This is a genomic window from Enterobacter cloacae complex sp. 394I7, assembly GCF_057320345.1.
In genome coordinates, this window is record NZ_JBXWCR010000009.1 from 40,181 (window position 1) to 64,102 (window position 23,922).

The 23,922-nt window shown below is 54.6% G+C and carries 22 protein-coding genes; 5 read left to right on the top strand and 17 right to left on the bottom strand.

Annotated features, from left to right (window positions below):
* The first annotated feature begins 87 nt into the window (after nt 1-87).
* Nucleotides 88-969, top strand: coding sequence for a LysR family transcriptional regulator (locus AC2FAP_RS21170; protein WP_449541542.1), 882 nt, complete (start codon nt 88-90; stop codon nt 967-969).
* A 48-nt stretch (nt 970-1,017) separates the two neighbouring features.
* Here AC2FAP_RS21170 and AC2FAP_RS21175 read toward each other — a convergent pair whose 3' ends face one another.
* The 4 genes from AC2FAP_RS21175 to soxR all read right to left on the bottom strand — a co-directional run bounded on the left by AC2FAP_RS21175 (nt 1,018) and on the right by soxR (nt 5,895).
* Nucleotides 1,018-2,664: a Na+/H+ antiporter gene (locus AC2FAP_RS21175; RefSeq protein WP_014168228.1), complete on the bottom strand. Its 1,647-nt coding sequence runs from the start codon at nt 2,662-2,664 to the stop codon at nt 1,018-1,020.
* Nucleotides 2,665-2,816: 152 nt separating this feature from the next.
* The gene (gene ghxP / locus AC2FAP_RS21180; RefSeq protein WP_449541541.1) at nt 2,817-4,166 is read right to left on the bottom strand and encodes a guanine/hypoxanthine transporter GhxP; all 1,350 of its coding nucleotides are present in this window, start codon (nt 4,164-4,166) and stop codon (nt 2,817-2,819) included.
* Between the two features lie 296 nt (nt 4,167-4,462).
* A complete protein-coding gene (locus AC2FAP_RS21185) occupies nt 4,463-5,134 on the bottom strand; it encodes a glutathione S-transferase family protein (RefSeq protein WP_025206386.1) in 672 nt (223 codons plus the stop codon).
* 302 nt (nt 5,135-5,436) lie between these two features.
* Nucleotides 5,437-5,895 carry a redox-sensitive transcriptional activator SoxR gene (soxR, locus tag AC2FAP_RS21190; RefSeq protein WP_014168225.1) on the bottom strand — a complete coding sequence of 153 codons (459 nt, stop codon included), beginning with the start codon at nt 5,893-5,895 and terminating at the stop codon, nt 5,437-5,439.
* A gap of 98 nt (nt 5,896-5,993) precedes the next feature.
* On the opposite strand from soxR, the gene soxS reads away from it, so the two are divergent.
* Complete coding sequence (gene soxS, locus AC2FAP_RS21195; protein ID WP_013095071.1) at nt 5,994-6,320, top strand: superoxide response transcriptional regulator SoxS; 327 nt, start codon at nt 5,994-5,996, stop codon at nt 6,318-6,320.
* Nucleotides 6,321-6,326: 6 nt separating this feature from the next.
* Here the strand turns inward: soxS and AC2FAP_RS21200 are convergent, their stop codons facing one another.
* Nucleotides 6,327-7,892, bottom strand: a complete 1,566-nt coding sequence (locus tag AC2FAP_RS21200) for an EAL domain-containing protein (protein WP_063858548.1) — start codon at nt 7,890-7,892, stop codon at nt 6,327-6,329.
* Between the two features lie 339 nt (nt 7,893-8,231).
* Nucleotides 8,232-9,632, bottom strand: coding sequence for a sensor domain-containing diguanylate cyclase (locus tag AC2FAP_RS21205; RefSeq protein ID WP_044857504.1), 1,401 nt, complete (start codon nt 9,630-9,632; stop codon nt 8,232-8,234).
* A 488-nt stretch (nt 9,633-10,120) separates the two neighbouring features.
* Here AC2FAP_RS21205 and AC2FAP_RS21210 point away from each other — a divergent pair, with 488 nt between their 5' ends.
* Nucleotides 10,121-10,402, top strand: coding sequence for a YjcB family protein (locus tag AC2FAP_RS21210; RefSeq protein ID WP_020882839.1), 282 nt, complete (start codon nt 10,121-10,123; stop codon nt 10,400-10,402).
* A gap of 63 nt (nt 10,403-10,465) precedes the next feature.
* Here AC2FAP_RS21210 and ssb1 read toward each other — a convergent pair whose 3' ends face one another.
* Nucleotides 10,466-10,993, bottom strand: coding sequence for a single-stranded DNA-binding protein SSB1 (gene ssb1 / locus AC2FAP_RS21215; RefSeq protein ID WP_020882840.1), 528 nt, complete (start codon nt 10,991-10,993; stop codon nt 10,466-10,468).
* Between the two features lie 251 nt (nt 10,994-11,244).
* Between ssb1 and uvrA the strand changes: the two genes are divergently transcribed.
* Nucleotides 11,245-14,067, top strand: coding sequence for an excinuclease ABC subunit UvrA (gene uvrA, locus AC2FAP_RS21220; RefSeq protein ID WP_014168220.1), 2,823 nt, complete (start codon nt 11,245-11,247; stop codon nt 14,065-14,067).
* A 3-nt stretch (nt 14,068-14,070) separates the two neighbouring features.
* On the opposite strand, the gene AC2FAP_RS21225 is transcribed toward uvrA, so the two are convergent.
* From AC2FAP_RS21225 to dnaB, 8 genes are all read right to left on the bottom strand, one after another.
* Nucleotides 14,071-14,424 (bottom strand): MmcQ/YjbR family DNA-binding protein, encoded by a 354-nt coding sequence (locus tag AC2FAP_RS21225; RefSeq protein WP_014168219.1) that lies wholly within the window; start codon nt 14,422-14,424, stop codon nt 14,071-14,073.
* 2 nt (nt 14,425-14,426) lie between these two features.
* Nucleotides 14,427-14,843: a secondary thiamine-phosphate synthase enzyme YjbQ gene (locus AC2FAP_RS21230; protein WP_014168218.1), complete on the bottom strand. Its 417-nt coding sequence runs from the start codon at nt 14,841-14,843 to the stop codon at nt 14,427-14,429.
* A gap of 113 nt (nt 14,844-14,956) precedes the next feature.
* Nucleotides 14,957-15,670 carry an acid phosphatase AphA gene (gene aphA / locus AC2FAP_RS21235; RefSeq protein WP_014168217.1) on the bottom strand — a complete coding sequence of 238 codons (714 nt, stop codon included), beginning with the start codon at nt 15,668-15,670 and terminating at the stop codon, nt 14,957-14,959.
* Nucleotides 15,671-15,923: 253 nt separating this feature from the next.
* Nucleotides 15,924-17,117 (bottom strand): aromatic amino acid transaminase, encoded by a 1,194-nt coding sequence (gene tyrB, locus AC2FAP_RS21240; protein ID WP_032679391.1) that lies wholly within the window; start codon nt 17,115-17,117, stop codon nt 15,924-15,926.
* Nucleotides 17,118-17,192: 75 nt separating this feature from the next.
* On the bottom strand, nt 17,193-18,203 hold the full coding sequence (locus tag AC2FAP_RS21245) for an AAA family ATPase (RefSeq protein ID WP_279258780.1): 1,011 nt from the start codon (nt 18,201-18,203) through the stop codon (nt 17,193-17,195).
* Nucleotides 18,200-18,757 carry a nicotinamide riboside transporter PnuC gene (pnuC, locus tag AC2FAP_RS21250; protein ID WP_025206391.1) on the bottom strand — a complete coding sequence of 186 codons (558 nt, stop codon included), beginning with the start codon at nt 18,755-18,757 and terminating at the stop codon, nt 18,200-18,202. The genes AC2FAP_RS21245 and pnuC overlap by 4 nt, the downstream gene beginning before the upstream one ends.
* Nucleotides 18,758-18,779: 22 nt before the next feature.
* Nucleotides 18,780-19,859, bottom strand: coding sequence for an alanine racemase (gene alr / locus AC2FAP_RS21255; protein ID WP_050737729.1), 1,080 nt, complete (start codon nt 19,857-19,859; stop codon nt 18,780-18,782).
* A gap of 16 nt (nt 19,860-19,875) precedes the next feature.
* Nucleotides 19,876-21,288 carry a replicative DNA helicase gene (gene dnaB, locus AC2FAP_RS21260; RefSeq protein ID WP_008503375.1) on the bottom strand — a complete coding sequence of 471 codons (1,413 nt, stop codon included), beginning with the start codon at nt 21,286-21,288 and terminating at the stop codon, nt 19,876-19,878.
* Nucleotides 21,289-21,354: 66 nt separating this feature from the next.
* Between dnaB and AC2FAP_RS21265 the strand changes: the two genes are divergently transcribed.
* Nucleotides 21,355-22,338 carry a quinone oxidoreductase gene (locus AC2FAP_RS21265; protein WP_014168211.1) on the top strand — a complete coding sequence of 328 codons (984 nt, stop codon included), beginning with the start codon at nt 21,355-21,357 and terminating at the stop codon, nt 22,336-22,338.
* A 184-nt stretch (nt 22,339-22,522) separates the two neighbouring features.
* Here AC2FAP_RS21265 and pspG read toward each other — a convergent pair whose 3' ends face one another.
* Together pspG and dusA are read right to left on the bottom strand one after the other, a co-directional pair.
* Nucleotides 22,523-22,765 (bottom strand): envelope stress response protein PspG, encoded by a 243-nt coding sequence (pspG, locus tag AC2FAP_RS21270; protein ID WP_020882842.1) that lies wholly within the window; start codon nt 22,763-22,765, stop codon nt 22,523-22,525.
* 136 nt (nt 22,766-22,901) lie between these two features.
* Complete coding sequence (gene dusA, locus AC2FAP_RS21275) at nt 22,902-23,897, bottom strand: tRNA dihydrouridine(20/20a) synthase DusA (protein ID WP_183516912.1); 996 nt, start codon at nt 23,895-23,897, stop codon at nt 22,902-22,904.
* Nucleotides 23,898-23,922 lie beyond the last annotated feature (25 nt).

Sequence of the window (23,922 nt, forward strand, 5' to 3'; positions counted from 1 at the left end):
AAATGAGACGAGGCGCCAGTATAGTGAGCGCACGTAATGGACTGAAATGAATTAAAATCATCAAAGGTATAGTTCCGAGGAATAATCATGGACATAAGAACGCTGCGCTATTTTGTCGAAGTGGTTCGTCAGCAAAGTTTTACCCGCGCAGCGGAGAAGTTGTTTGTCACCCAACCCACCATCAGCAAGATGCTGAAAAACCTCGAAGATGAACTGAACTGCACCCTGCTTATCCGCGACGGACGCAAGCTGCTGCTGACCGATACCGGGCGGGTCGTCTTTGAACGCGGGCTGGCGATCCTGGCGGAGTTCCGCCAGCTGGAAGCGGAGCTTGGCGATATCAATCACCTGACAAAAGGGCTGCTGCGCCTCGGCATCCCGCCGATGGTTGGGATGATGATGGCCGGCCCCATCAGCCTGTTTCGCCAGCGTTATCCCGGCGTTGAACTGAAAATTTCCGAGTTTGGCGGCTTAACGGTTCAACAGGCGGTCACCAACGGCGAGCTGGATGTCGCCATGACCGCCCTCCCTGTGGAGGAAGAGAGCGGTCTGGCGACGCTGCCGCTCTTTAGCCACCCGCTGTGCGTGCTGGTGCCCCGCTCTGGTGACTGGCTGAAGGTCGACACGGTGAAACCCGAACGGCTCGGTGAACACCCGCTGCTGATTTACAACGAAGATTTCGCCCTCAGCCGCCAGCTGATGGCGCTGTTTAATCAACACAACGTGAAGCCGCGCATTGCGGTGCGCAGCGGGCAGTGGGATTTCCTGGCTGCGATGGTGCAGGCAGGCGTCGGCATTTCGATATTGCCGCAGCCGATTTGCGAACGGCTCGATAAAAATACCCTGCGCTGGATCCCGCTGGAAAGCGATTTGCACTGGCAGTTAGGGATGATTTGGCGCGAAGGGGTTTATTTATCGCACAGCGCGCAGGCGTGGCTGAAATGCTGTGAAGGGTTTTGGGTTCCCTGACCCTCTCCGGGCGGAGAGGGTCAGGGTGAGGGCATCAGCCCGCACGGGCTACTGATTCTCTATCAGCAAGGCTTCCAGCAAATCCAGATCGTGCAGCAGTTTTTGCAGCGTCTCATTGCTGATTTGCCGCGTGGCGCGCAGATGGTACAGCTCGGCACGCTCTGAGCGCAGCGCCGCCAGACGGAACCGGCGCTCCAGGTTCTCCTCCTGCAGCGAACTTTCCACATCGTTGCGGCCATCGGCACGACGACGCAGGTTACCAATCACGCGCGAACTCACTTCAGTCAGCAGCTGGTTGTCGATGTTCTCTTCCGTGTCCGCCGCAAGACGTTCTTCCATCTTCTGAATGGCCACAATCGCCACTTCGGCGGTCGCCGCGCGGGCAATACGCTCCTCTTTATGCTGCTGAGTCGAGTCACCCGTCTCAATATGCTGCAGCAGAAGAGGCAGCATTATCACGCCGACAAACAGTGAGAACAGAATCACCCCTGCCGCCAGGAACACCAGTTCATAGCGCGCCGGGAAGACATCGCCCGTGGGCAGCAGCAGCGGAATGGACAGCACACCGGCAAGCGTAATCGCCCCGCGAACGCCAGCAAAAGAAGCAATCAGCAGCTCCCGCGTGGTCCACGAGCCGAACTCCATCGGTTTTTTCGTCAGGAAGCGCATGCTGAATTTTTTCATCGTCCACAGCCAGCCGAAACGCACCAGCATCAGCGCCATGTAGATCAGCACGATATCGGTGAACAACATCCACGTTTCGACGTTCGGGTCGGCCTCGGCCGCCACCAGCGAGGATTCCATGATGCCCGGCAACTGCAGGCCCAGGAGCAGGAACACCATCCCGTTAAAGACAAATTCCAGCATCGCCCAGGTGCTGTTCGCACGCAGGCGCATGGCCAGCGGCGCGCGGCGCATTACGCCGGAGCGGGTGATGGTCATCCCCGCCGCCACCGCCGCCAGAATGCCCGACACGCCGATATGTTCGGCAATCAGGTAAGAGGCAAACGGCAGAAGGAACAGCAGCACAATCTGTGTCGCCGGTTCATCGCCGCCCCAGCGGCTGAGGAAGCGCAGCGAACGACCATACAGCCAGCTCACCACAAACCCGGCCAGGATACCGCCAATCGCCACCTTGAAGAATTCCAGGGTCGCGCCGCCTACGGTAAAGATCATCGTGCCCATCGCGACGGCCACGGCAAATTTCAGGGCAACCAGGCCAGAGGCGTCATTCATCAGCGCCTCACCCTGTAAAATCCCCATGATTTTCTTCGGAATACGGCCTTCACCGACAATGCCGGACAACGCCACGGCATCGGTTGGTGACAGCACCGCGGCCAGCGCAAAGGCCGGAATTAACGGAATGCCCGGTACCGCCCAGTAGATCAGGAAGCCAATCCCGACCACCGTGACCACCACGAGCGCCAGCGCCAGACCTAATATCTCTCGCCCGTGCTCAAGGAATTCACGCGTGGGCGTTTTCCAGCCATCGGCAAACAGCAGCGGCGGAATAAACAGCACGAGGAACAGTTCGGGGTCGAACTCCACGTGCAGGCCAAACGTCGGCCACGCCAGCAGCGCGCCGATGGCAATTTGCATTAATGGCAGGGGGACCTGAAAGGGCAGTACGCGTGTGACTACCCCGGATAGCGAGACCACAAGAGTCATGATGAGTATTGTGAAGAAGATTTCCATGCGTTCCCTGTTTGCTGTGTTTCTTAAAAGCCAAACCTAAGGCGTCGTGCCTGTTATTCTATCTTCCCCAGAGTAACGCAAAAGACAACGGGATGAGTCCTGAAAATAAAAACGGGCGGCCTGAGCCACCCGTTTTCGCATCAATGGACAACTTAGATTGCCCAGCCGCCCGCGTAGAACGCCACCAGCGCGACGGCAATCACAACGGTGCCGATGTTCAGCTTGCACCACTCGCCGGAGACCAGACGCCCAATCACCAGCGACGCGAAACCGATCATGATGCCGGTAACGATATTACAGGTCAGCACGATAAAGACCGCCGTGATGAGGCCTGACATCGCATCCACAAAATCAGCAAAATCGATTTTCGCCACGTTGCTCAGCATCAGCAGACCAACGTACATCAGCGCAGGTGCGGTCGCGTAGGCCGGCACCAGGTAGGAGAGCGGAGAGAGGAACAGGATCAGCAGGAACAGCACGCCAACGGTAATGGCCGTCAGGCCAGTTTTACCGCCTGCCGCCGTACCCGCAGCGGACTCGATATACACCGCAGCCGGAGCCGCGCCCACCAGACCCGAGAAGACGCTGCTCAGGGAGTCGGTGGTCAGCGCTTTGCCGCCATCGATAATCTGACCGTCTTTATCCAGCAGGTTCGCCTGACCCGCGACGGCACGGATGGTACCCGTTGCATCAAACACCGCGGTCATCACCAGCGCCAGCACGCTTGGCAGGATCACCGGGTTCAATGCCCCCATGATATCCAGACTGCCAATCAGAGAGTTGCCTTTGTCATCGCTCAGCGACGGCATGGCGAAAATCCCGGAGAAGTGAACGTTAGGATCGAAAATCAGGCCAACAATGGACACCCCGATAATGGTCAGCAAAATGCCGCCCGGGACTTTCAGTTTTTCCAGACCAATAATTACCGCCAGACCGATCAGGGACATAATGACCGGGAAGCTCGCGAAGTGCCCCAACGCCACCGGCAGACCGTCCAGCGGGTTCTTGATCACCAGGCCGACGCCGTTTGCGGCAATCAGCAGCAGGAACAGCCCGATACCAATGCCGGTGCCATGCGCCACGCCGTGAGGCAGGTTGCGCAAAATCCAGCTACGGATGCCGGTGGCGGAGATAACGGTAAACAGTACACCCATCAGGAACACGGCACCGAGCGCAACCGGTACGCTGATGTGCTGACCCAGAACCAGGCTGAAAGCGGTAAAGGCGGTCAACGAGATTGCACAACCGATCGCCAGCGGCAGGTTCGCCCACAGGCCCATCACGATGGAGCCAACGCCCGCCACGAGACAGGTAGCAACAAAGACAGCAGCCGGCGGGAAGCCCGCTTTACCCAGCATACCCGGAACGACAATGACGGAGTAAACCATCGCCAGAAACGTGGTCAGACCGGCAACGATTTCCTGACGCACGGTGCTGCCGCGAGCCGAAATTTTAAAGATGGCGTCAAGCGAACCGCCAGTACGCGCAGATGGCGTAGACATAGAAAACATCCCCTGAGAGTTTTTATAGAAAGTCCGTAAGCGTGGTGGAGACGCCACTGCCAGCTAAACGTCAAATCCGTGTTTTGCATTTGCGACGAAAGGGGCGTCACAGAAAAAGCAAACGTTTAGCTCCGCGCTTACAAACGGGTGGTCAAATTAAGGCAAACGATTATCTAGCCTAATCCCCGCCCTTTTCAACTGAACTTTATCGTTTTTCGCTAAAATTCCCTTATGACGCTGAAGAAATAAACAGAGGATGCGCAAACGTTATCGTCTGTGCGCAATTTGTTTACATTTCACTCCCCACCCGGAATCGATAACGGGCCACCTTGCTCCAGCGTTTTTTGCCAGCCAGGGCTGCTCTCCACTTTTTTCTTCCAGGCCTGGGTATGCGGGAGGTTATCGATGCCACCGCGCGCCAGCAGGGCAAAAATCGGGAAGCTCATCTGAATATCCGCCATGCTGAGCGCGTCGCCGGCAAACCAGCTGTTTTCGGCAAGATGCGACTCAATAAAGCGTGCATGGGTTTCAAGCTGGCGGTTGAGATACGCTTTTTGCACTCCCTGCCCCAGCGCTTTACCCAACGTGCGGATACCAAACGGCACGGGCGGCTTACCGAGGCTACTGAAAACCAGCTTCATCAACAGCAGCGGCATTAGCGAACCTTCGGCATAGTGCAACCAGAAGCGGTACTGCACCTTATGCGCAGGATCCAGAGGCTTAAGCCGCGACTCAGGATCGTAGGTTTCCTGAAGATATTCGAGGATGGCCCCCGACTCGGCGAGGATCAGGCCGTTATCTTCAATAACCGGCGATTTGCCCAGCGGGTGCACTTTTTTGAGCGACTCAGGCGCCAGCATGCTCTTTTCGCGCTGGTAACGAACAATCTCATAGGGCAGGGAAAGTTCTTCCAGCGCCCAGATCACACGGTGTGAGCGGGACTGGTTCAGGTGGTGTACCGTGAGCATTGTGTTCTCCTTTTATTCATACTTTTTAACTATAGAAAATCGAACAACACCGCGAAAAAAATTCGCCTAAAAAACGGCCTGACCGACTGGCGAAAAGACGGGTCTTGCATAGAATTAAAGTGTCAGCACAATCCGGAACCTCCCCAACACGCTCGACATGAGGGGTGCTGATGTCGGGGGAAACCCTCCCGTGAACCAGCGGGATAGAGTGAAAGACAAAGACCGGGAAAAACTAAAGCGCCCTTTTGTGGCGCTTTAGTTCTTTATGAGGTGCGGTATGAGGTGCGGTTTTCTGCCGCATCTCAGTCTTCCTCCAGCAACCGCGCCCCTGTCCCCTGCTCACCCAGCCTGTCGCCCGGGTTACGCAACGGACAATCACTGCGCGACAAACAGCCGCAGCCAATACATCCGTCCAGTTCATCACGCAGCGCTACCAGCGTGTGAATGCGTCGATCCAGCTCTTCACGCCACTGAGAGGAAAGCTCTTTCCACTCTTTCGGGCTGAGAGAGTGCCCTTCCGGCAGCACGCCGAACGCATCGCCGATGGTGGCCAGGGGGATTCCGATTCGTTGGGCAATTTTGATAATCGCGACATAACGGAGCACGTCACGCGTGTAGCGTCGCTGGTTTCCGGCGTTTCGGATGCTTTTAATTAACCCTTTGCTTTCATAGAAGTGGAGCGCCGACACCGCAACGCCGCTTCGCTTCGCCACTTCGCCGGGGGTTAACAACGCTTTAATTCGCGGCAATCTCTTTTCCATAAAACCTCTTTACCTCAAGTTAACTTGAGGAATTATACTCGCCCGCAGAGAAAACGACGAATCAACCAGGGCAGTTGTATCTACAGAGGGGCAACCTTATGTCGCATCAGCAAATTATTCAGACACTTATTGAATGGATTGATGAACATATCGACCAACCGTTGAACATTGATGTGGTCGCTAAAAAATCCGGCTATTCGAAATGGTATTTACAGAGAATGTTCCGTACCGTTATGCACCAGACGCTGGGTGAGTACATTCGTCAGCGCAGACTGCTGCTGGCAGCGCAGGCCTTACGCTCAACGCAGCGGCCCATTTTTGATATCGCGATGGATCTGGGATATGTGTCGCAACAAACCTTTTCCCGCGTGTTTCGCCGCGAGTTTGACCGCACACCGAGCGACTATCGCCACCAGTTGAATTAATGGCTCTCAATGCAAAGGTTGCTGCTGCCAGGTCATAAACTCCTGGGGCGGCATCGCTTTCGCGAAGTGCCATCCCTGACAGAACTGAACGCCACGTTTCAACAACCAGCTCACCTGTTCTGCCGTTTCCACCCCTTCCGCAATGGTTTTAAGCCGCAGGCTTTGTGCCATCTCAATAATATGCTCGGCGATAAGGTGGCTGGTGCTGTTGGTTGTTAGGGTGTCGATAAAGGATTTGTCGATTTTCAGAATATCGACATTCAGCGAATAAAGGTTGTGCAGGTTAGAGTAACCCGTTCCAAAATCATCAATCGCCACTTCGTAACCCGCCTGACGGAACGCCTGAATAACCGGAGTGGTTTTAGGGACATCAATAAAACCGCGCTCCGTGACTTCGATTTTAATTTGCTGCGCACGCACGGCGTAGTGTCGGGCCTTGTCCGAAATCATGGCGATCAGCCGTGAAGAGTGGAAATCCGTGGCCGACAGGTTAATCGAAATATAGAGATGCGGATGCGTTGCCAGGAATGTGCCCAGATCGCTGAATACCTCTTCGACAACATAATCCGTAATTCGCTCGCTCATGCCCTCTTTTTCCGCCAGCGGAATAAATTCAGCCGGGCTCATGACCGGTCCGTTAAAGCCAGGCCAGCGTAATAACGCCTCGGCTCCCACGCACTGGTTGTTCTTGATATCAATAATCGGCTGATAGTGGACACAAAGCTGGCGTTTATTGAGCGCTCGCTGCAGTAACCGCCCGGGAGAATTGAGTTCACGATGGGTGCGAGACCACACCAGCAAAATAATTATGCTGCAGATCATCCCCAGCGGTAGCGTCAACGTCGCCTGGTGATAAAGCATTTCATAAAAACGTTTATTCGACGTCGACACGATAGCGGCAATAGGCCGTTTTGGGGATTTGACGACCGTATAAAAACGGTTATCTTTTTGAAATACCGATTCCTTATCCCGAATCATCGAACTTAATAAAGAAACATTCGCGCGCTGACTGACGGAAAAGAATGCATTCGTTACCGTGTCGTATACCCCCCACGAAAGGGAATGATCTGTCGACATTACTTCGCTGTAGGAAAGCGGATTGACCACCACAACATAATTTCCGCGCTGCATATATGTCATTTTATAGCCAGTAAAAAATGGCGTATCGCGATAATAATAGATAGCAACGTCAGGTTTACGTGTGTAATTAGCCGTGGATATCAGATAAGGTTTGGCGGGTGTAAAAACGGTCGAACAAAGAAAATTCTGACCTTCTGCATAAATTAAATCCGCAACAAACAGACGACCGCGAACAACGTTCAACATATATTGGCGATGTTCTGGTGTACAACGCTCACCCTGATATTTTTCAGCCTCGTCGCGGGCCAGATCAACCTGTTGAATTACCAGCTCTGTTTTGTCTAACGCCAGTTCAGCAAAGGTGCGTAGCTGGGCGCTTGTTTCCGACACGGCTCTTATCTGGGCAAACCATAGCGCAAGCATCACCGGCAGCATAACTACCATGATGATCCCTACCACCCTGAGCATCTTGCGCCGCGCGCTACGATTCATTTCCCGCCCTATATCCCTGCATGTTGTACGCCTGTAGTAATGAAGGCCGGATGCTTTGTTTAACAGGTGATTACGTTGCATGAATCATGCGAAGTTAGCAACTGACTTTTAGTATTAAAAATCTTAATTTTCGTTATGACGATAATATTTTCCCGTAAGCTAAACTGTAAGTATTCGTTCCGTTTCAATTAAGGAAAATAATTATCCAGCGGGTACGGGAGGTTTGAAGATAACACAACAGAGGATCGTTGATTAAGCCAAACTTCTGGCAGTGTGAAAAAACAACAACGGCAACATGACATTTTATGCTATTTACTCGCGCGTATTTTGTTTTTTGATTTATAAATAATCAGCAGCCACCACCGTTTTCCCCCGACCCGTACGCTTGGCGTCATATAATGCTTTATCGGCACGCATCAGTAATCCTGAAGTATCGCGTTGGCCCTGGCAAACCTCCACCGCCCCGGCGCTGAATGACAGCACCAGCTTTTTCTCTCCCACCACGAGCGGGTTGGTTTTGAGGGCAGTACGTAGCCTCGCCGAAAAAAGGGCGCCCGCGTTGCCGTCGGTTCGTGCCAGCAGGAGCAAAAACTCCTCGCCGCCCACACGGCCAAGCGCAGCGTTCTCGGGGCTTAACTCACGGATAGCCTGGCAAAAGTGGATAAGCGCCCGATCGCCCACCTGATGCCCCCACCGATCGTTGATCTGTTTGAAAAAATCAAGGTCAAACATGAGCACGCAAAAATGGCTGTCAGCATCCTGCCTGGCATTTGCCGCCAGCGCGGATTCCAGCTGCTGTAAAATGGTTGAACGGTTAAAACACCCGGTAAGATCGTCCGTGGTGGCTTTCACTTCCAGTTGCTGTTCGGCTTTTTTACGCTCGGTAATATCAAGCCCGATATTCAGGACTGAGCTGTCCGGCAGCAGAATGTTTGACCACAAAACCGTCAACGGCGTACCGTCTTTACGCAGTGGATGCCACTCGTACATATCCTTTAGCGGCGAGACATTTACCGACTCCCTGACCCGTCGCCGCTCTTCCGGGTCGGGGTAAAACAGTGAGAGCGGATCGGCATGGGCGCTGATCTCCGCCATTGTCCAGCCAAACACTTTTTCACACTCAGCATTCCACAGCACGCAGCGGTTAAATTTATCGAATGAGTTCATTAAAACAGGCGCTCGTTCAAACAGGGTTTTATATTGGGTCACCACACGCTGCATTTCCTGCGCTGTTTTTTCACGAACGATAATTTCTGAAAAATAGTCTTTTAATTTTTCGACCAGCACCGCAACAATACTTTTCAGGATGGCCAGAGAATATAACGGCTCAGCAAACGCCAGAAAGAAATAGCCGCTGCCTTGTCCGTTATGGGTTGAAAGCTTACATAACACCCCGCTTTGCAATTGCGAATAGCCAGGATGATGAGCGGAGAATAATGCGCGGCCGATATTCTCTTTCCAGTAGACGACCCGCCACGCACGGTGATGCTTCTCCAGCAGGGTACCGGCAAGAAAATCGGCCACCTCAAATGAGTGACAGGTCACTTCACCGGCACAGACCACGCGCTGTAGCCCGTCAGTATCAACGCTAATCCAGGCCAGGCTTGCCCCGAAGGCCCGGTTGATCGTCTCAAGCATCTCACTCAGCGAACAATGGGCGTGAAGCTGGGGCATCAGATCTGCCAGCGCATGCAACGCCCGCAGGCTGTCATTAACAATCTCACGTCGTTTTTCTTTCATTTTTTTCGCAGATTATTAAGCGTTAAACCGGACGCAACTTTCTTCAGATTCAAAAATCGGCGAGCCAGAGCAGGATGCTGAATATCAGCACAGCTGGAGTGCGAGACGTTGTGTGTAATTAAAAACGTACAAAGAGAAAAACCCAATAAAATTCAAAAACCTGAATTATAGAATGCGAGTAAATTTATTTATCCACTCAAGCATAATCCAAAGGGTTGTTGCTGTAAACGTTCTACAGCACACCTCAATTTGCAGAGGTTTTGTTATCTCAATGAATTTATTACCTGGAAGCGATAAAAGGGGGTCATTAGCGTGCAAAGATATATTTTCCCCTCAATCCTCGTGCGACGCCTGGCTGTGATAATTCCTGCTTTTTTCACCCGTCTGAGGCTGGCGAATAAATCAGCAAATGTGATATAGTTCACACATATTGTGTAACGAGAAACACTGTTTCATTCAGTTCGTCTGCTTTGTTGAGGATGGGTTTTATGGCAACCATTACTACCAGCATGGTTCTCCTGCGCTGGCCTTTGTTAAGTGCGGTGCTGATGTTCCTGGCCAGCACGCTAAACATTCAGTTTCGTAAATCTGACTATGCTGGCCTTGCTGTCATCAGCACCCTGTTGGGGTTGGGCGCAGCATGCTGGTTCGCAACGGGCCTGCTTGGCATCACCCTGCTGGATCTCGCTGCCGTCTGGGAAAATATTAAAGTGGTCATGGTGGAAGCCATGAGCCATACCCCGCCAGACTGGCCGATGGTGATTACCTGATCCCTGAGATGAATAAAAAAACCCAGACCGAGGTCTGGGTTTTTTATTTTAAACCGTCGGATATCAGAACGGAATATCGTCGTCGAAGTCCATTGGGGGTTCGTTAGACGGTGCTGGCGCGGACTGCTGCTGTGGGCGAGACTGCGCGCCACCGCTGAACTGGTTGCCGCCCTGTGGCTGCTGAGGCTGACCCCAACCGCCCTGCTGCTGCTGACCGCCACCTGCTGGTGCGCCACCGCCCTGACGGCCACCGAGCATCTGCATGGTGCCACCCACGTTAACCACAACTTCCGTGGTGTACTTCTCAGCGCCGGCTTGATCGGTCCATTTGCGGGTACGCAGCTGGCCTTCAATATAAACCTGTGAACCTTTACGCAGATACTCACCAGCCACCTCCGCCAGTTTGCCAAACAGCACAACGCGGTGCCATTCGGTCTGCTCTTTCATCTCACCGGTCGCTTTATCACGCCAGGATTCGGAAGTAGCCAGCGTAATGTTGGCAACTGCGCCACCACTCGGCATGTAGCGTACTTCCGGGTCCTGGCCCAGATTACCGACGAGAATCACCTTGTTTACGCCTCTGCTGGCCATGTTCGTGTCTCCTGAATACGTTTCTTAATAGTGTAAACGCGCGAGTGTACCATTTCCACGCTGCAATTTGCATAGTTGCGTAGTCGGTTCCGAAATCTCTCGCGAACTCGACATTGTTACACAGTGAATCAGAAAATGCATTCCAATACTGTATATTCAAACAGGTCATTTTGTGTCATAATTAGCCGTTTCTGACAGCCGTTTGTCCTTCAAACAAACCAGGCAATCCGTGTTCCAACCGGGAAAGGTGAATGGATAAGATCGAAGTTCGGGGCGCCCGCACCCACAATCTCAAGAATATCAACCTCATAATCCCTCGCGACAAACTCATCGTCGTGACCGGGCTTTCGGGGTCTGGCAAATCCTCACTGGCTTTCGACACTTTATATGCCGAAGGACAGCGTCGTTACGTGGAGTCACTCTCTGCATACGCACGTCAGTTCCTGTCACTGATGGAAAAACCGGATGTAGACCATATTGAAGGGTTATCACCTGCTATCTCCATTGAGCAGAAATCCACCTCGCATAACCCGCGTTCAACGGTTGGTACGATTACCGAAATTCATGACTACCTGCGTCTGCTGTATGCACGCGTGGGTGAGCCGCGCTGCCCGGATCACGACGTCCCGCTGGCCGCGCAGACCGTAAGCCAGATGGTGGATAACGTGCTGTCGCAGCCGGAAGGTAAACGCCTGATGCTGCTGGCTCCCATCATTAAAGAGCGTAAGGGCGAGCACACCAAAACGCTGGAGAATCTGGCAAGCCAGGGCTATATCCGCGCCCGTATCGACGGCGAAGTGTGTGACCTGTCGGATCCGCCTAAGCTGGAGCTGCAGAAGAAGCACACCATCGAAGTGGTGATTGACCGTTTCAAAGTCCGTGACGATCTGGCGACCCGCCTGGCCGAATCCTTCGAAACCGCGCTGGAACTCTCTGGCGGTACGGCCGTGGTCTCCGATATGGACAACCCGAAAGCGGAAGAGCTGCTCTTCTCCGCCAACTTTGCCTGTCCGATTTGTGGTTACAGCATGCGCGAGCTGGAGCCGCGTCTGTTCTCGTTCAACAACCCGGCGGGCGCCTGTCCGACGTGTGACGGACTGGGCGTACAGCAATATTTTGACCCGGACCGCGTGATCCAAAACCCGGAGCTGTCGCTGGCTGGCGGTGCGATCCGCGGATGGGATCGCCGCAACTTCTACTATTTCCAGATGCTGAAGTCGCTGGCAGAGCACTACAAATTCGACGTCGAGGCCCCGTGGGCCAGCCTGAACCCGAACGTGCACAAAGTGGTGCTGTTCGGTTCCGGCAAAGAGAACATCGAGTTCAAGTACATGAACGATCGCGGTGATACCTCCGTGCGCCGTCACCCATTTGAAGGGGTGCTGCATAATATGGAGCGCCGCTACAAAGAGACCGAATCCAGCGCGGTTCGCGAGGAGCTGGCGAAGTTTATCAGCAACCGTTCCTGTGCGACCTGTGAAGGTACGCGTCTGCGCCGTGAAGCTCGCCATGTGTTTGTTGAAAACACGGCGCTGCCGACCATCTCAGACATGAGCATCGGTCACGCGATGGACTTCTTCAACAACCTGAAGCTCTCCGGCCAGCGCGCGAAAATCGCGGAAAAAGTGCTGAAAGAGATCGGCGATCGTCTGAAGTTCCTGGTGAACGTCGGCCTGAATTACCTGACGCTTTCCCGCTCCGCAGAGACCCTCTCCGGTGGCGAAGCTCAGCGTATCCGCCTCGCGAGCCAGATTGGCGCAGGCCTCGTCGGCGTGATGTATGTGCTGGATGAACCCTCAATCGGCCTGCACCAGCGTGACAACGAGCGTCTGCTCGGCACGCTTGTCCACCTGCGTAATCTCGGTAACACGGTGATTGTGGTTGAGCACGATGAAGACGCGATTCGCGCCGCTGACCACGTTATCGATATCGGCCCGGGCGCTGGCGTACACGGCGGCCAGGTGGTCGCGGAAGGAACGCTGAAAGATATTATGGCGGTGCCGGAGTCATTGACCGGCCAGTACATGAGCGGCAAGCGCAAGATTGAAGTGCCGAAACAGCGTGTACCGGCGAACCCGGAAAAAGTGCTGAAGCTGACCGGTGCTCGCGGCAACAACCTGAAAGATGTGACGCTGACGCTGCCGGTTGGGCTGTTTACCTGTATCACCGGCGTATCCGGTTCCGGTAAGTCGACGCTGATCAACGATACGCTGTTCCCGATTGCGCAGACGCAGTTGAACGGCGCGACGCTGGCCGAACCGGCGCCGTACCGTGACATCCAGGGGCTGGAGCATTTCGATAAAGTGATCGATATCGATCAGAGTCCAATCGGGCGGACTCCGCGTTCCAACCCTGCCACCTATACGGGCGTGTTCACACCCGTACGTGAACTGTTTGCAGGTGTGCCGGAAGCGCGTTCACGCGGGTATACGCCAGGACGTTTCAGCTTTAACGTGCGCGGCGGACGCTGTGAGGCGTGCCAGGGAGACGGGGTTATCAAGGTTGAGATGCACTTCCTGCCGGATATTTACGTGCCGTGCGACCAGTGCAAAGGCAAACGCTATAACCGCGAAACGCTGGAGATTAAGTACAAAGGCAAAACCATCCACGAAGTGCTGGATATGACCATCGAAGAGGCGCGTGAATTCTTTGACGCGGTCCCTGCGCTGGCGCGTAAGCTGCAGACGCTAATGGATGTGGGCCTGACCTATATTCGTCTGGGGCAGTCTGCCACCACGCTGTCTGGCGGTGAAGCACAGCGCGTGAAGCTGGCGCGTGAGCTCTCCAAACGCGGTACCGGCCAGACGCTGTACATTCTCGATGAGCCGACCACCGGTCTGCACTTTGCCGATATCCAGCAGCTGCTTGATGTTCTGCATCAGCTTCGCGATCAGGGCAACACAATTGTGGTCATTGAACACAACCTGGACGTGATTAAAACCGCGGACTGGATTGTCGATCTCGGCCCGGAAGGCGGCAGCGGCGGCGGTGAAATCCTCGTCTCCGGTACGCCAGAGACCGTGGCAGAGTGCGAAGCCTCGCACACCGCGCGCTTCCTCAAACCGTTGCTGTAATTGTCACACGGAGAGTTGCTGTCGGGTCGCTTCCGGCAGCAGCTCTACCGCCTGCTGATAAGACGCGTCCACCAGATAGTAAATTTGCGAACCCGGCAGTGAACCGTCGAGATAAACGGTGCTCCAGTGCGCTTTGTTGAGATGCTTGCTTGGCCGGACGTCATGGTGCTGCTGGCGTAACAGCTCCGCCAGTTCCGGGCTGGTTTTCAGCGACGCCGCCGGGCGACCCTCAACCTCTTTCACCATCGCAAACAGAATATCCCCCACTTTAATCTGCGTGGCTTTCCAGTCGCTGTGAACGCTTTGCTCCGCGCCAGGTTTACTCATGCAGTACTGAAGTAGCTCCGAAATTGTCATCTTTATTCCCCTTGTAGCGTTGCGATAATTTTACGCGAACCACCGTGAATACGATGTTCTCCCAGCCAGATCCCTTGCCACGTTCCCAGCAGTAACCGACCATTGTGCACCGGCAGCATCAGCGATACGCCCAGCAGAGAGGATTTGATATGCGACGGCATGTCATCTGCTCCCTCATAGTCATGTTCATAAGGGGCGTTGTCCGGAACGGTTTTGAGAAAATGCTGCTCCATGTCAGACCGGACGGTGGGATCGCAATTTTCATTAAGCGTGAGAGAGGCTGACGTGTGCTGAAGCAGCAGATGCAGTAACCCCGTCCTGATGCGCGAGAGGTCGCGAATTTGCCCAATGACTTCATCAGTCACCAGATGAAATCCACGAGGTTTCGCGCTTAAGGTCAGGGTCTGTTGATACCACATGTGCTGCTCCGTTATGAAAGATGAATCTTTCTAAGTGTGCAGCAAGAAAGCGAAAGGTAAAACCCACAGCGGCGAGATTTGATTAAAAAAGAGGCAGCCTCGCCGCCCGGCGGTTAATACTCAGAATTAACAATTACTTCTTCGCCAAACTTTCCGGCCATTGGCAACGGTCGATACGTAGAGTTTGAGGCGCGTAACACCCTGATCCCTCTGGCTCCGACGTCATGCGCGGCGGTGATATCGTTATCTGAATCGCCATAGAAGACTTTGATGTTCTTCTGTTCCAGCCATTGGGTTTTGGTGTTTTGGCCGGGTTTGTCGCCGGCAAAAATAACCGGATTCATGCTGGAAGCCGGGATCTGAAAATCATCCTGCAGCGTTTTAGAGACGGTTTCGGTTTTGGTCTGGCTGCGTCCGGTCACAAAGTAAATGCTGTCACCGCGTTTAACGTGCATGGCGATAAGCGCGCGCGCCACCTCTTTAGGAATGCTGAACTCGTCCCAGCCGTTATTCATCTTTTCCCAGAACTCGGGGTTCTTCAGATACGCTTCGCTGTCCGGTGAGTAGGTTTTTTTGCCCCGCCAGAATCCCGGGCTGGAAAACAGGACCGTATCGTCGATATCAAAGCCTACAGCCATTGGCGGGCGCCCTAACAGGCTATTTTCGATTTGGGCTACGGATACCCAGTGAACAGGTGCCTGCTCGGCAAGCATGGCGGCTGTTGTGCCGGTGTAAAGCGGCGTCGGTGCGGAAGCGCGCGCCACGACGGCACTATTTAGCGAGAACAATAAGCAGGCGGCGCTGAGCGCCAGTGTGATCTTGCGCATGTTTTCCCCTGAATATTCAGTTTGTTATCGTTTTATTTTGAGTGAATGGTCAAAAAACTATCCGACCATAACCCCGGGGGGAGATGAAGGGAAGGAGTTTTTACTTATGAAGCTGAATAAAAAGAAGAAGATCACAAAGCGCGGATGAGGTCTGAAGGCCCGGTAGACGCAGCGCCACCGGGCAAGATTTTTGTGCGTCCTGATGCTCTCACTCGGCCCTCTCCCGCAGGGAGAGAGGGATGATAGTGAGCGCTTACATCACTGCAGCAAACGCCTGCGCAACACGATGAACGTTGCTGGCATTAAGCCCCGCCACGCACATACGGCCGCTGGAAATCAGGTAGACGCCGAACTCTTCACGCAGGCGATCGACCTGAGCCGCGCTGAGGCCGGTGTAGCTGAACATCCCACGCTGCTTAAGCAGATAGTCAAAATTATGCCCTGGGACGGCCTCTTTCAGCACATCGACCAGCTCCTGACGCATCGTCAGGATGCGCTTGCGCATAGATTCCACTTCGGCGAGCCACGACGCTTTCAGCCGATCGTCACCCAGCACCGTGGCGACTACCTGCGCACCAAAGTTTGGCGGGCTGGAGTAAATGCGGCGCACGGTCGCCTTCAGCTGTCCGAGCACTCGCCCGGCCGCTTCAGCGTCCTCACAGACCACTGACAGGCCGCCGACGCGCTCACCGTACAGGGAGAAGATTTTTGAGAACGAGTTGCTGACCAGCGCAGGCAGTCCGGCGCTGGCAACGGCGCGGATAGCGTAGGCATCTTCTTCCATGCCCGCGCCAAAGCCCTGATAGGCGATGTCGAGGAAGGGGATCAGGTTACGCGTCTTCAGCACGTCGATTACCGCATCCCACTGGGCATTAGTCAGATCTGCACCGGTCGGGTTATGGCAGCACGGATGCAGCAGAACAATACTGCGCTCCGGCAGCGTATTCAGTTTTTCCAGCAGCGCGTCAACGCGCACACCGTTGGTTTCGCTGTCAAACCACGGATAGGTCTGCACCGTAAAGCCCGCACCCTCAAAAATCGCCACGTGGTTTTCCCACGTCGGGTCACTGACCCACACACCAGAATCCGGGAAGTATTTTTTCAGAAAGTCAGCGCCAACTTTTAATGCGCCCGAACCACCCAGCGTCTGGATGGTCGCCACCCGTTTTTGTGTCAGCACGGCGTGATCGGCACCAAACAGCAGCGGCGCAATGGTGTTGCGGTAGCTGTTTAACCCTTCCATTGGCAGATAGAGCGAGGCCCCGTGCGGGACGGCGTTAAGACGCGCTTCCGCTTCTGCCACAGCTTGCAGCTGAGGAATAATGCCCTCCTCGTTGTAATACAAACCAATACTGAGGTTAACTTTGTCGCTGCGAGGATCTTCTTTGAAACGCTCCATTAAGGAGAGAATGGGGTCGCCGGCATAGGCGTCAACTTTCTGAAACACGCGATGATTCTCCGGAATTCGATGAGGCAGGGATTTCAACAATAAACCGGATATGACAGAAGATCGAGAGCGATATCAGATCCGTTCCTGCAGATGTCGTCGAATCTGTTCAATGCGTTCAGCAAGCGAACCAGAAACAGGCAGATAGGGGATATTTCTGTCTGTTAACGCGCGGATGTACCATGCCTGTTGTCGCTGGCGGAATGCAGCCCCCTGACGGGTACCATCCTGAACAAAAGGAAACTCATCGCCACAGAGCACCACCAGAGAATATGCGCGCCCGGCTAATTCCTCTAGCTCGCGTGGCGCGCTGTCAAACTGGTCGAGCATATAAAACAGCGTGGTTAAGGGCGAGGTATCGCAAACCAGGAAGGGAGCCGTGCTGGCCATCGCTTCACGACGCACCTGCTCGCGGGCAATATGCAGCAGATCGTCGCATCCCAGCACGCCGTTCTTCTCTTCCCAGTATTCTCGGCCAAACTCGGCGACAAATGGGGCGTTGAGCGTCGTCGCCAGCGCGCGGGAAAGCGTGCTTTTTCCTGTCGATTCGCCCCCCAATAAACAAATCCGAAAGACAAAGCTACGGTAGACCTCCGGGGACATCATCGTGCGGTAGCGATGGACGTCAGAACGTATCAGGGTTCCCGAGGGCGCATCAGGCCCTTTCGGACGCTGGAGGCGGACATGCGTAACCTGCTTGCCAAAACGCTGGCTTAACACCCCCGCAAATCCGTCGCCGTAGTCTTCGGCGGTAAATACGGCCTGTGGCTGGCAGTGAAGTATTTTTTCACACAGCGTTGCCACGTAATGCCGGTGAAGATCGGCATCCACATCATTATTCGGCGGTGGTTCAAGCGCATGGGTCGCGATGACCTCCGGCGTCAGCACAAGGTGATGACATTGCGGGAAGCGCGCGCTTAACCAGTGAAGGCGCTTGTCGGGGTCATAACCCGGGATTTCCGGACGCGAATAACTGATGATATAGACCGTCTCACACTGGGCCAGCGCAGCATTTATCAGCGCTTCATGCCCCACGTGTAATGGCGCAAATTTGCCCACAACCAGACCGTCGCGATAAGGCTTCACTGGGTGCGAATCTCCTTACGCCACTGATATAAACCGTGCCAGGCATTAAACCAAAACACCAGATATAAACCCGCGGTCAAATGCAGATCTCTCATCGCATATAACGGTACCGCCAGCGTGTTTACAGCCAGCCAGACGTACCAGTTCTCCAGGCGTCGCCCCATTAACATAAACTGTGCAAGCACGCTGAATGTCAAAATAACGGAGTCCACCCAGGGGGCCCAGGCGTTAGTGTAGCGATGCAAGATCAGGCCATAACCCGCGGCCACCAGCAGGGCGCAGGCGAGCAGGATGAAGAAATGTCTGGGCGGGGTACGCCGAACGGGCAATACCTCCCCGCGATGACCTTTGAGCCAGTGCACCCAGCCGGTGATGCTGGTGATGATGAAAAAGAGCTGCAGGGTAACGTCAGCGTAAAGCTGAACCGAATAAAAGACCCAGCCATAAAGCCCACTGCCGATGATGCCTATCCACCACGTGTGAATACTGTTTCTGGCAGCCAGCCAGACCGAGAGGGCATAAGCCAGACAAGCGGCCATTTCGGATGGTGACATTACCCCTCCCTGGAAAGGTCTGTTAGTCGATGTACTTCATCGCAACCCTTGATGTCAGGCGCGTGATAAGTTCGTAAGCACTCACTTTTGTGATTTCAGCGATGCGTTCAACAGGCAAACCCTCACCCCACATCACCACGTCATCACCCGGTTTATCCTGCGCATCTGGCCCGAGGTCAATACAGATCATGTCCATCGCCACGCGGCCCACGATGTTCGCTTCACGGCCATTGACCAGTACCGGCGTGCCGGACGGCGCCGCACGGGGATAACCGTCGCCATAGCCCATCGCCACCACGCCAAGGCGTGTGTCGCGCTCGCTGATCCAGGTTCCGCCGTAGCCCACGGGTTCACCCGCTTTGTGATCGCGCACGGCAATCAGGTTAGACACAAGGGACATTACCGGCTGGAAACCAAAATCCGGCCCCCAGGGTCTGTTCTCCAGCGGAGAGACGCCGTAAAGAATAATGCCTGGACGCGCCCAGTCGAAGTGCGACTGCGGCCACAGCAAAATACCGCCAGACGCGGCAATGGAGCGCATTCCTGGCTTGCCTTCGCAGAAAGTATTAAAAATATCCAGCTGCTGCTCGGTCGCGCCACACTCGGGTTCATCGGCACGGGCAAAGTGGCTCACGATATTCACCGGCTGACGGACGTTTTTGCACTGACACAGACGCTGATAAAACGCGTCCGCCTTTTCCGGGCGCACGCCCAGACGGTGCATGCCGGTATCGAGCTTCATCCAGACGGTGACCGGCTCACTCAGCTCGGCGGTTTCCAGCGCCGCGAGTTGTTCTTCGTTATGTACCGCGGTGTGCAGATGCTGGTCTGCAATGGTCGGCAGATCTGCCGCTTCAAAAAAGCCTTCCAGCAGCAAAATCGGTTGAGTGATCCCACCCGCGCGCAGGCGGATGGCTTCTTCAAGACGGGCGACGCCAAAGGCGTCGGCATCGGGGAGCGTTCGCGCGGTCTCAATAAGACCGTGTCCGTAAGCGTTCGCTTTCACGACTGCAACGAGTTTACTGGCGGGAGCCAGTTCACGCAGACGTTGCAGGTTGTGTCGCAGAGCGCGGCGGTTAATGACTACAGTTGCCGCTTGCATTTGAATTCCTTAGAAATTACTCATCATCATATTGAGGACCGGCGTAGTTGTCGAAACGCGACCACTGTCCGTTAAAGGTCAGACGTACCGTACCGATAGGGCCGTTACGTTGTTTACCAATAATAATTTCGGCGATCCCTTTCAGGTCGCTGTTCTCGTGATAAACCTCGTCACGGTAGATGAACATGATTAAGTCGGCATCCTGCTCGATGGAGCCCGATTCACGCAGGTCGGAGTTGACCGGGCGCTTATCAGCACGTTGTTCCAGGGAGCGGTTAAGCTGCGACAGCGCCACCACGGGCACATGCAACTCTTTGGCTAACGCCTTGAGCGAGCGGGAAATCTCTGCGATTTCCAGCGTACGGTTGTCGGACAGCGACGGCACGCGCATCAGCTGAAGGTAGTCAATCATGATAAGGCCAATGCCGCCATGTTCACGGGCGATACGGCGCGCACGGGAGCGCACTTCCGTCGGCGTCAAGCCGGAGGAGTCATCGATATAAATATTCCGTTTTTCCAGCAGGATACCCATGGTGCCGGAGATACGCGCCCAGTCCTCATCGTCGAGCTGGCCGGTACGGATACGGGTCTGATCCACGCGCGACAGCGACGCCAGAGAACGCATCATGATCTGTTCTGATGGCATCTCAAGACTGAAGATAAGAACCGGCTTGTCCTGCAACATCGCCGCATTTTCGACGAGGTTCATCGCAAATGTCGTTTTACCCATGGAGGGACGCGCCGCGACGATAATCAAATCTGACGGCTGCAGACCCGCGGTTTTCTTATTGAGATCGTCATAGCCGGTGTTCACGCCGGTGACACCGTCGTGCGGCTGCTGGAACAGTTGCTCAATACGCGCGACGGTAGCATCAAGCACATCAGCGATATTTTTCGGGCCTTCGTCTTTATTTGCCCGGCTTTCCGCGATTTTAAAGACGCGGGACTCGGCCAGATCAAGCAGGTCTTCGCTGGTACGCCCCTGCGGATCAAAACCGGCTTCGGCGATCTCATTCGCCACAGAGATCATCTCACGAACAACCGCACGTTCGCGCACAATATCGGCATAAGCGCTGATATTCGCCGCACTTGGCGTGTTTTTTGACAGTTCCGCCAGGTAAGCAAACCCACCCACGCTGTCCAGTTGCCCCTGACGCTCCAGCGATTCCGCGAGCGTGATAAGGTCAATCGGGCTGCCCGACTCCTGCAGACGTGCCATTTCGGTAAAGATATGACGGTGCGGACGGGTATAGAAATCCTCGGACACCACGCGCTCGGCGACGTCGTCCCAGCGTTCGTTATCCAGCATTAAACCGCCCAACACCGACTGTTCCGCTTCAATCGAGTGCGGCGGGACTTTTAATCCTGCGACCTGGAAATCACGCTCGCGAGGTTCAGTCTGTTTGTTGAAGGGTTTGTTTCCTGCCATAGTGAATGGAGTTACCGAGATAAAGAGTGGGTCGAAAGATTACCATATTTTTCTGACGGAGGGAGCATGGCAACGCGCATTGAATTCCAGAAACATGGTGGGCCAGAAGTGTTAAACGCGGTGGAGTTTACCCCCGCAGCGCCTGGTGAAAACGAAGTTCAGGTTGAAAACAAAGCCATCGGCATTAACTACATCGACACCTATATTCGCGGCGGTCTCTATCCGCCTCCCTCCATGCCAAGCGGACTGGGAACGGAAGCGGCAGGCGTCGTGCTCAAAGTGGGCAGCGCCGTTAAGCATATTAAAGAGGGCGATCGCGTGGTGTACGCGCAATCCGCGCTGGGTGCCTACAGCTCCGTGCACAACGTGCCGGCCGATAAAGCTGCCCTTCTGCCAAATGCCATCTCGTTTGAACAAGCGGCCGCCTCATTCCTGAAAGGGCTAACGGTCTATTATCTGCTGCGCAAAACCTATGAGATCAAACCTGACGAGCAGTTCCTGTTTCATGCCGCGGCGGGCGGCGTGGGGCTGATCGCCTGTCAGTGGGCCAAAGCGCTCGGTGCAAAACTTATCGGCACGGTGGGCAGTGCACAAAAAGCCCAGCGCGCGCTTCAGGCCGGCGCCTGGCAGGTGATTAACTACCGTGAAGAGAGCATTGCTGAGCGCCTCAAAGAGATAACCAACGGCAAAAAGGTGCGCGTGGTTTATGACTCGGTGGGTAAAGATACCTGGGAGGCGTCGCTGGATTGTCTGCAGCGTCGCGGGCTGATGGTGAGCTTCGGCAACGCCTCGGGCGCCGTGACCGGCATTAATCTTGGCATTCTCAACCAGAAAGGGTCGCTGTATGTGACTCGCCCTTCCCTGCAGGGGTATATCACTAACCGGGAAGAGCTGATCGAGGCCAGCAACGAGCTCTTTTCGCTGATCGCCAGCGGTGTGATTAAAGTGGATGTGGCGGAGGCGCAGAAATACGCGCTAACCGATGCCAGGCGTGCACATGAGGTGCTGGAGAGCAGAGCGACACAGGGTTCAAGTCTGTTAATTCCCTGACCCCTAAAAAGAAATTGGGCTTCCCGTGGGAAGCCCTTTCTTTTTTTAGTTCGGCTGTATGTAGGGTACAGCTCGATGAATTCTTTAGCGGCAGTCATAGTGACAGATTCGATAAGTAAATCCTATTCTGTTCTAAGCAATGCTGCTGGAAAAGTTGCAGGTATGTGACGAACACCTCAATACCTTAGTAACGAAAACGGTTATTGCGCTGATAAGTGGGCAGTTTTGGTGATTTAATCGCCCGTATCACCCACACCACGGCAATGGCCAGCAGCAGCCACGGCAGGAGCTTCAGCGTCAGGGCAAATAATCCCCCGATAAACATGACCACCGTCGCCACGACGATAGCCGCCAGAATCCCGAGCAGGGAAATCCCCGTCATCATCAGCATGACAAAAAAGCCAATCACAAAAAGTAGTTCTAACATGGTGCTCTCCCACGCGTTCCCAAATGATACCGCGATCATTACAAGAATCATGCCAACCATAACCCGCTGTTCTTAAAGCAAAACGCCCCGCACGGGTGTGCGAGGCGTGGTGAATTTGACGATCTTTTAGCGAAAATTATCGCTTATCAGCGACCAGACGTAGCGCGTGTTCCAGCACCTCGATGTCTGCACCGGCTTTATGCGCGTTCTCGCTAAGGTAGCGACGCCACTGGCGTGCTCCCGGGATCCCCTGGAACAGGCCCAGCATATGACGGGTGATATGACCAAGGTACGTCCCGTTACTCAGCTCACGCTCAATGTAGGGATACATGGCGCGTACCACGGCAACCGGGTCGGTATCTGCGCCTTGAACGCCAAAGATTTCCCTGTCGACCGTCGCCAGAATGCCTGGATTTTGATACGCCTCGCGCCCGACCATTACGCCATCCATATGCTTCAGGTGTGTTTTGGCCTCTTCCAGCGATTTAATGCCGCCGTTGATCGACATCGTGAGCTGCGGGAAGTCACGTTTTAGCTGGTACACGCGCGGGTAGTCCAGCGGCGGGATTTCACGGTTCTCTTTCGGGCTAAGTCCGGAGAGCCAGGCTTTACGCGCATGGATGATAAACATCTCGCACTCGCCTTTTCCGGAGACCGTATTGATAAAATCGCAGAGAAATTCGTAGCTGTCCTGGTCGTCAATGCCGATACGGGTCTTGACCGTCACCGGAATGGAAACCACATCGCGCATCGCCTTGATGCAGTCTGCCACCAGCGATGCATTGCCCATCAGACACGCGCCGAACATGCCGTTCTGCACACGATCGGACGGACAGCCAACGTTAAGGTTAATCTCGTCATAGCCGCGCGCTTCTGCAAGCTTCGCACACTGCGCCAGCGCAGCGGGATCGCTACCGCCAAGCTGCAGCGCAACCGGATGCTCTTCTTCGCTGTAGGCCAGATAGTCGCCCTTTCCGTGAATAATTGCTCCGGTGGTCACCATTTCGGTGTACAGCAGCGTATGGCGGGAGAGCTGACGCAGGAAGTAGCGACAGTGTCTGTCCGTCCAGTCGAGCATCGGCGCAATGGAGAAACGGTGTGCAGGGAAAGCAGTCTGTAATTCTGACGACATGGCGAAGTTTTAAGCATCTGGTGAA

What these genes read in the sequence shown, in the direction of transcription:
- AC2FAP_RS21170 (WP_449541542.1), top strand. Translation starts at nt 88, where the DNA reads ATGGACATAAGAACGCTGCGCTATTTTGTCGAAGTGGTTCGTCAGCAA.
- AC2FAP_RS21175 (WP_014168228.1), bottom strand. Translation starts at nt 2,664, where the DNA reads ATGGAAATCTTCTTCACAATACTCATCATGACTCTTGTGGTCTCGCTA.
- ghxP (WP_449541541.1), bottom strand. Translation starts at nt 4,166, where the DNA reads ATGTCTACGCCATCTGCGCGTACTGGCGGTTCGCTTGACGCCATCTTT.
- AC2FAP_RS21185 (WP_025206386.1), bottom strand. Translation starts at nt 5,134, where the DNA reads ATGCTCACGGTACACCACCTGAACCAGTCCCGCTCACACCGTGTGATC.
- soxR (WP_014168225.1), bottom strand. Translation starts at nt 5,895, where the DNA reads ATGGAAAAGAGATTGCCGCGAATTAAAGCGTTGTTAACCCCCGGCGAA.
- soxS (WP_013095071.1), top strand. Translation starts at nt 5,994, where the DNA reads ATGTCGCATCAGCAAATTATTCAGACACTTATTGAATGGATTGATGAA.
- AC2FAP_RS21200 (WP_063858548.1), bottom strand. Translation starts at nt 7,892, where the DNA reads ATGAATCGTAGCGCGCGGCGCAAGATGCTCAGGGTGGTAGGGATCATC.
- AC2FAP_RS21205 (WP_044857504.1), bottom strand. Translation starts at nt 9,632, where the DNA reads ATGAAAGAAAAACGACGTGAGATTGTTAATGACAGCCTGCGGGCGTTG.
- AC2FAP_RS21210 (WP_020882839.1), top strand. Translation starts at nt 10,121, where the DNA reads ATGGCAACCATTACTACCAGCATGGTTCTCCTGCGCTGGCCTTTGTTA.
- ssb1 (WP_020882840.1), bottom strand. Translation starts at nt 10,993, where the DNA reads ATGGCCAGCAGAGGCGTAAACAAGGTGATTCTCGTCGGTAATCTGGGC.
- uvrA (WP_014168220.1), top strand. Translation starts at nt 11,245, where the DNA reads ATGGATAAGATCGAAGTTCGGGGCGCCCGCACCCACAATCTCAAGAAT.
- AC2FAP_RS21225 (WP_014168219.1), bottom strand. Translation starts at nt 14,424, where the DNA reads ATGACAATTTCGGAGCTACTTCAGTACTGCATGAGTAAACCTGGCGCG.
- AC2FAP_RS21230 (WP_014168218.1), bottom strand. Translation starts at nt 14,843, where the DNA reads ATGTGGTATCAACAGACCCTGACCTTAAGCGCGAAACCTCGTGGATTT.
- aphA (WP_014168217.1), bottom strand. Translation starts at nt 15,670, where the DNA reads ATGCGCAAGATCACACTGGCGCTCAGCGCCGCCTGCTTATTGTTCTCG.
- pnuC (WP_025206391.1), bottom strand. Translation starts at nt 18,757, where the DNA reads ATGTCACCATCCGAAATGGCCGCTTGTCTGGCTTATGCCCTCTCGGTC.
- alr (WP_050737729.1), bottom strand. Translation starts at nt 19,859, where the DNA reads ATGCAAGCGGCAACTGTAGTCATTAACCGCCGCGCTCTGCGACACAAC.
- dnaB (WP_008503375.1), bottom strand. Translation starts at nt 21,288, where the DNA reads ATGGCAGGAAACAAACCCTTCAACAAACAGACTGAACCTCGCGAGCGT.
- AC2FAP_RS21265 (WP_014168211.1), top strand. Translation starts at nt 21,355, where the DNA reads ATGGCAACGCGCATTGAATTCCAGAAACATGGTGGGCCAGAAGTGTTA.
- pspG (WP_020882842.1), bottom strand. Translation starts at nt 22,765, where the DNA reads ATGTTAGAACTACTTTTTGTGATTGGCTTTTTTGTCATGCTGATGATG.
- dusA (WP_183516912.1), bottom strand. Translation starts at nt 23,897, where the DNA reads ATGTCGTCAGAATTACAGACTGCTTTCCCTGCACACCGTTTCTCCATT.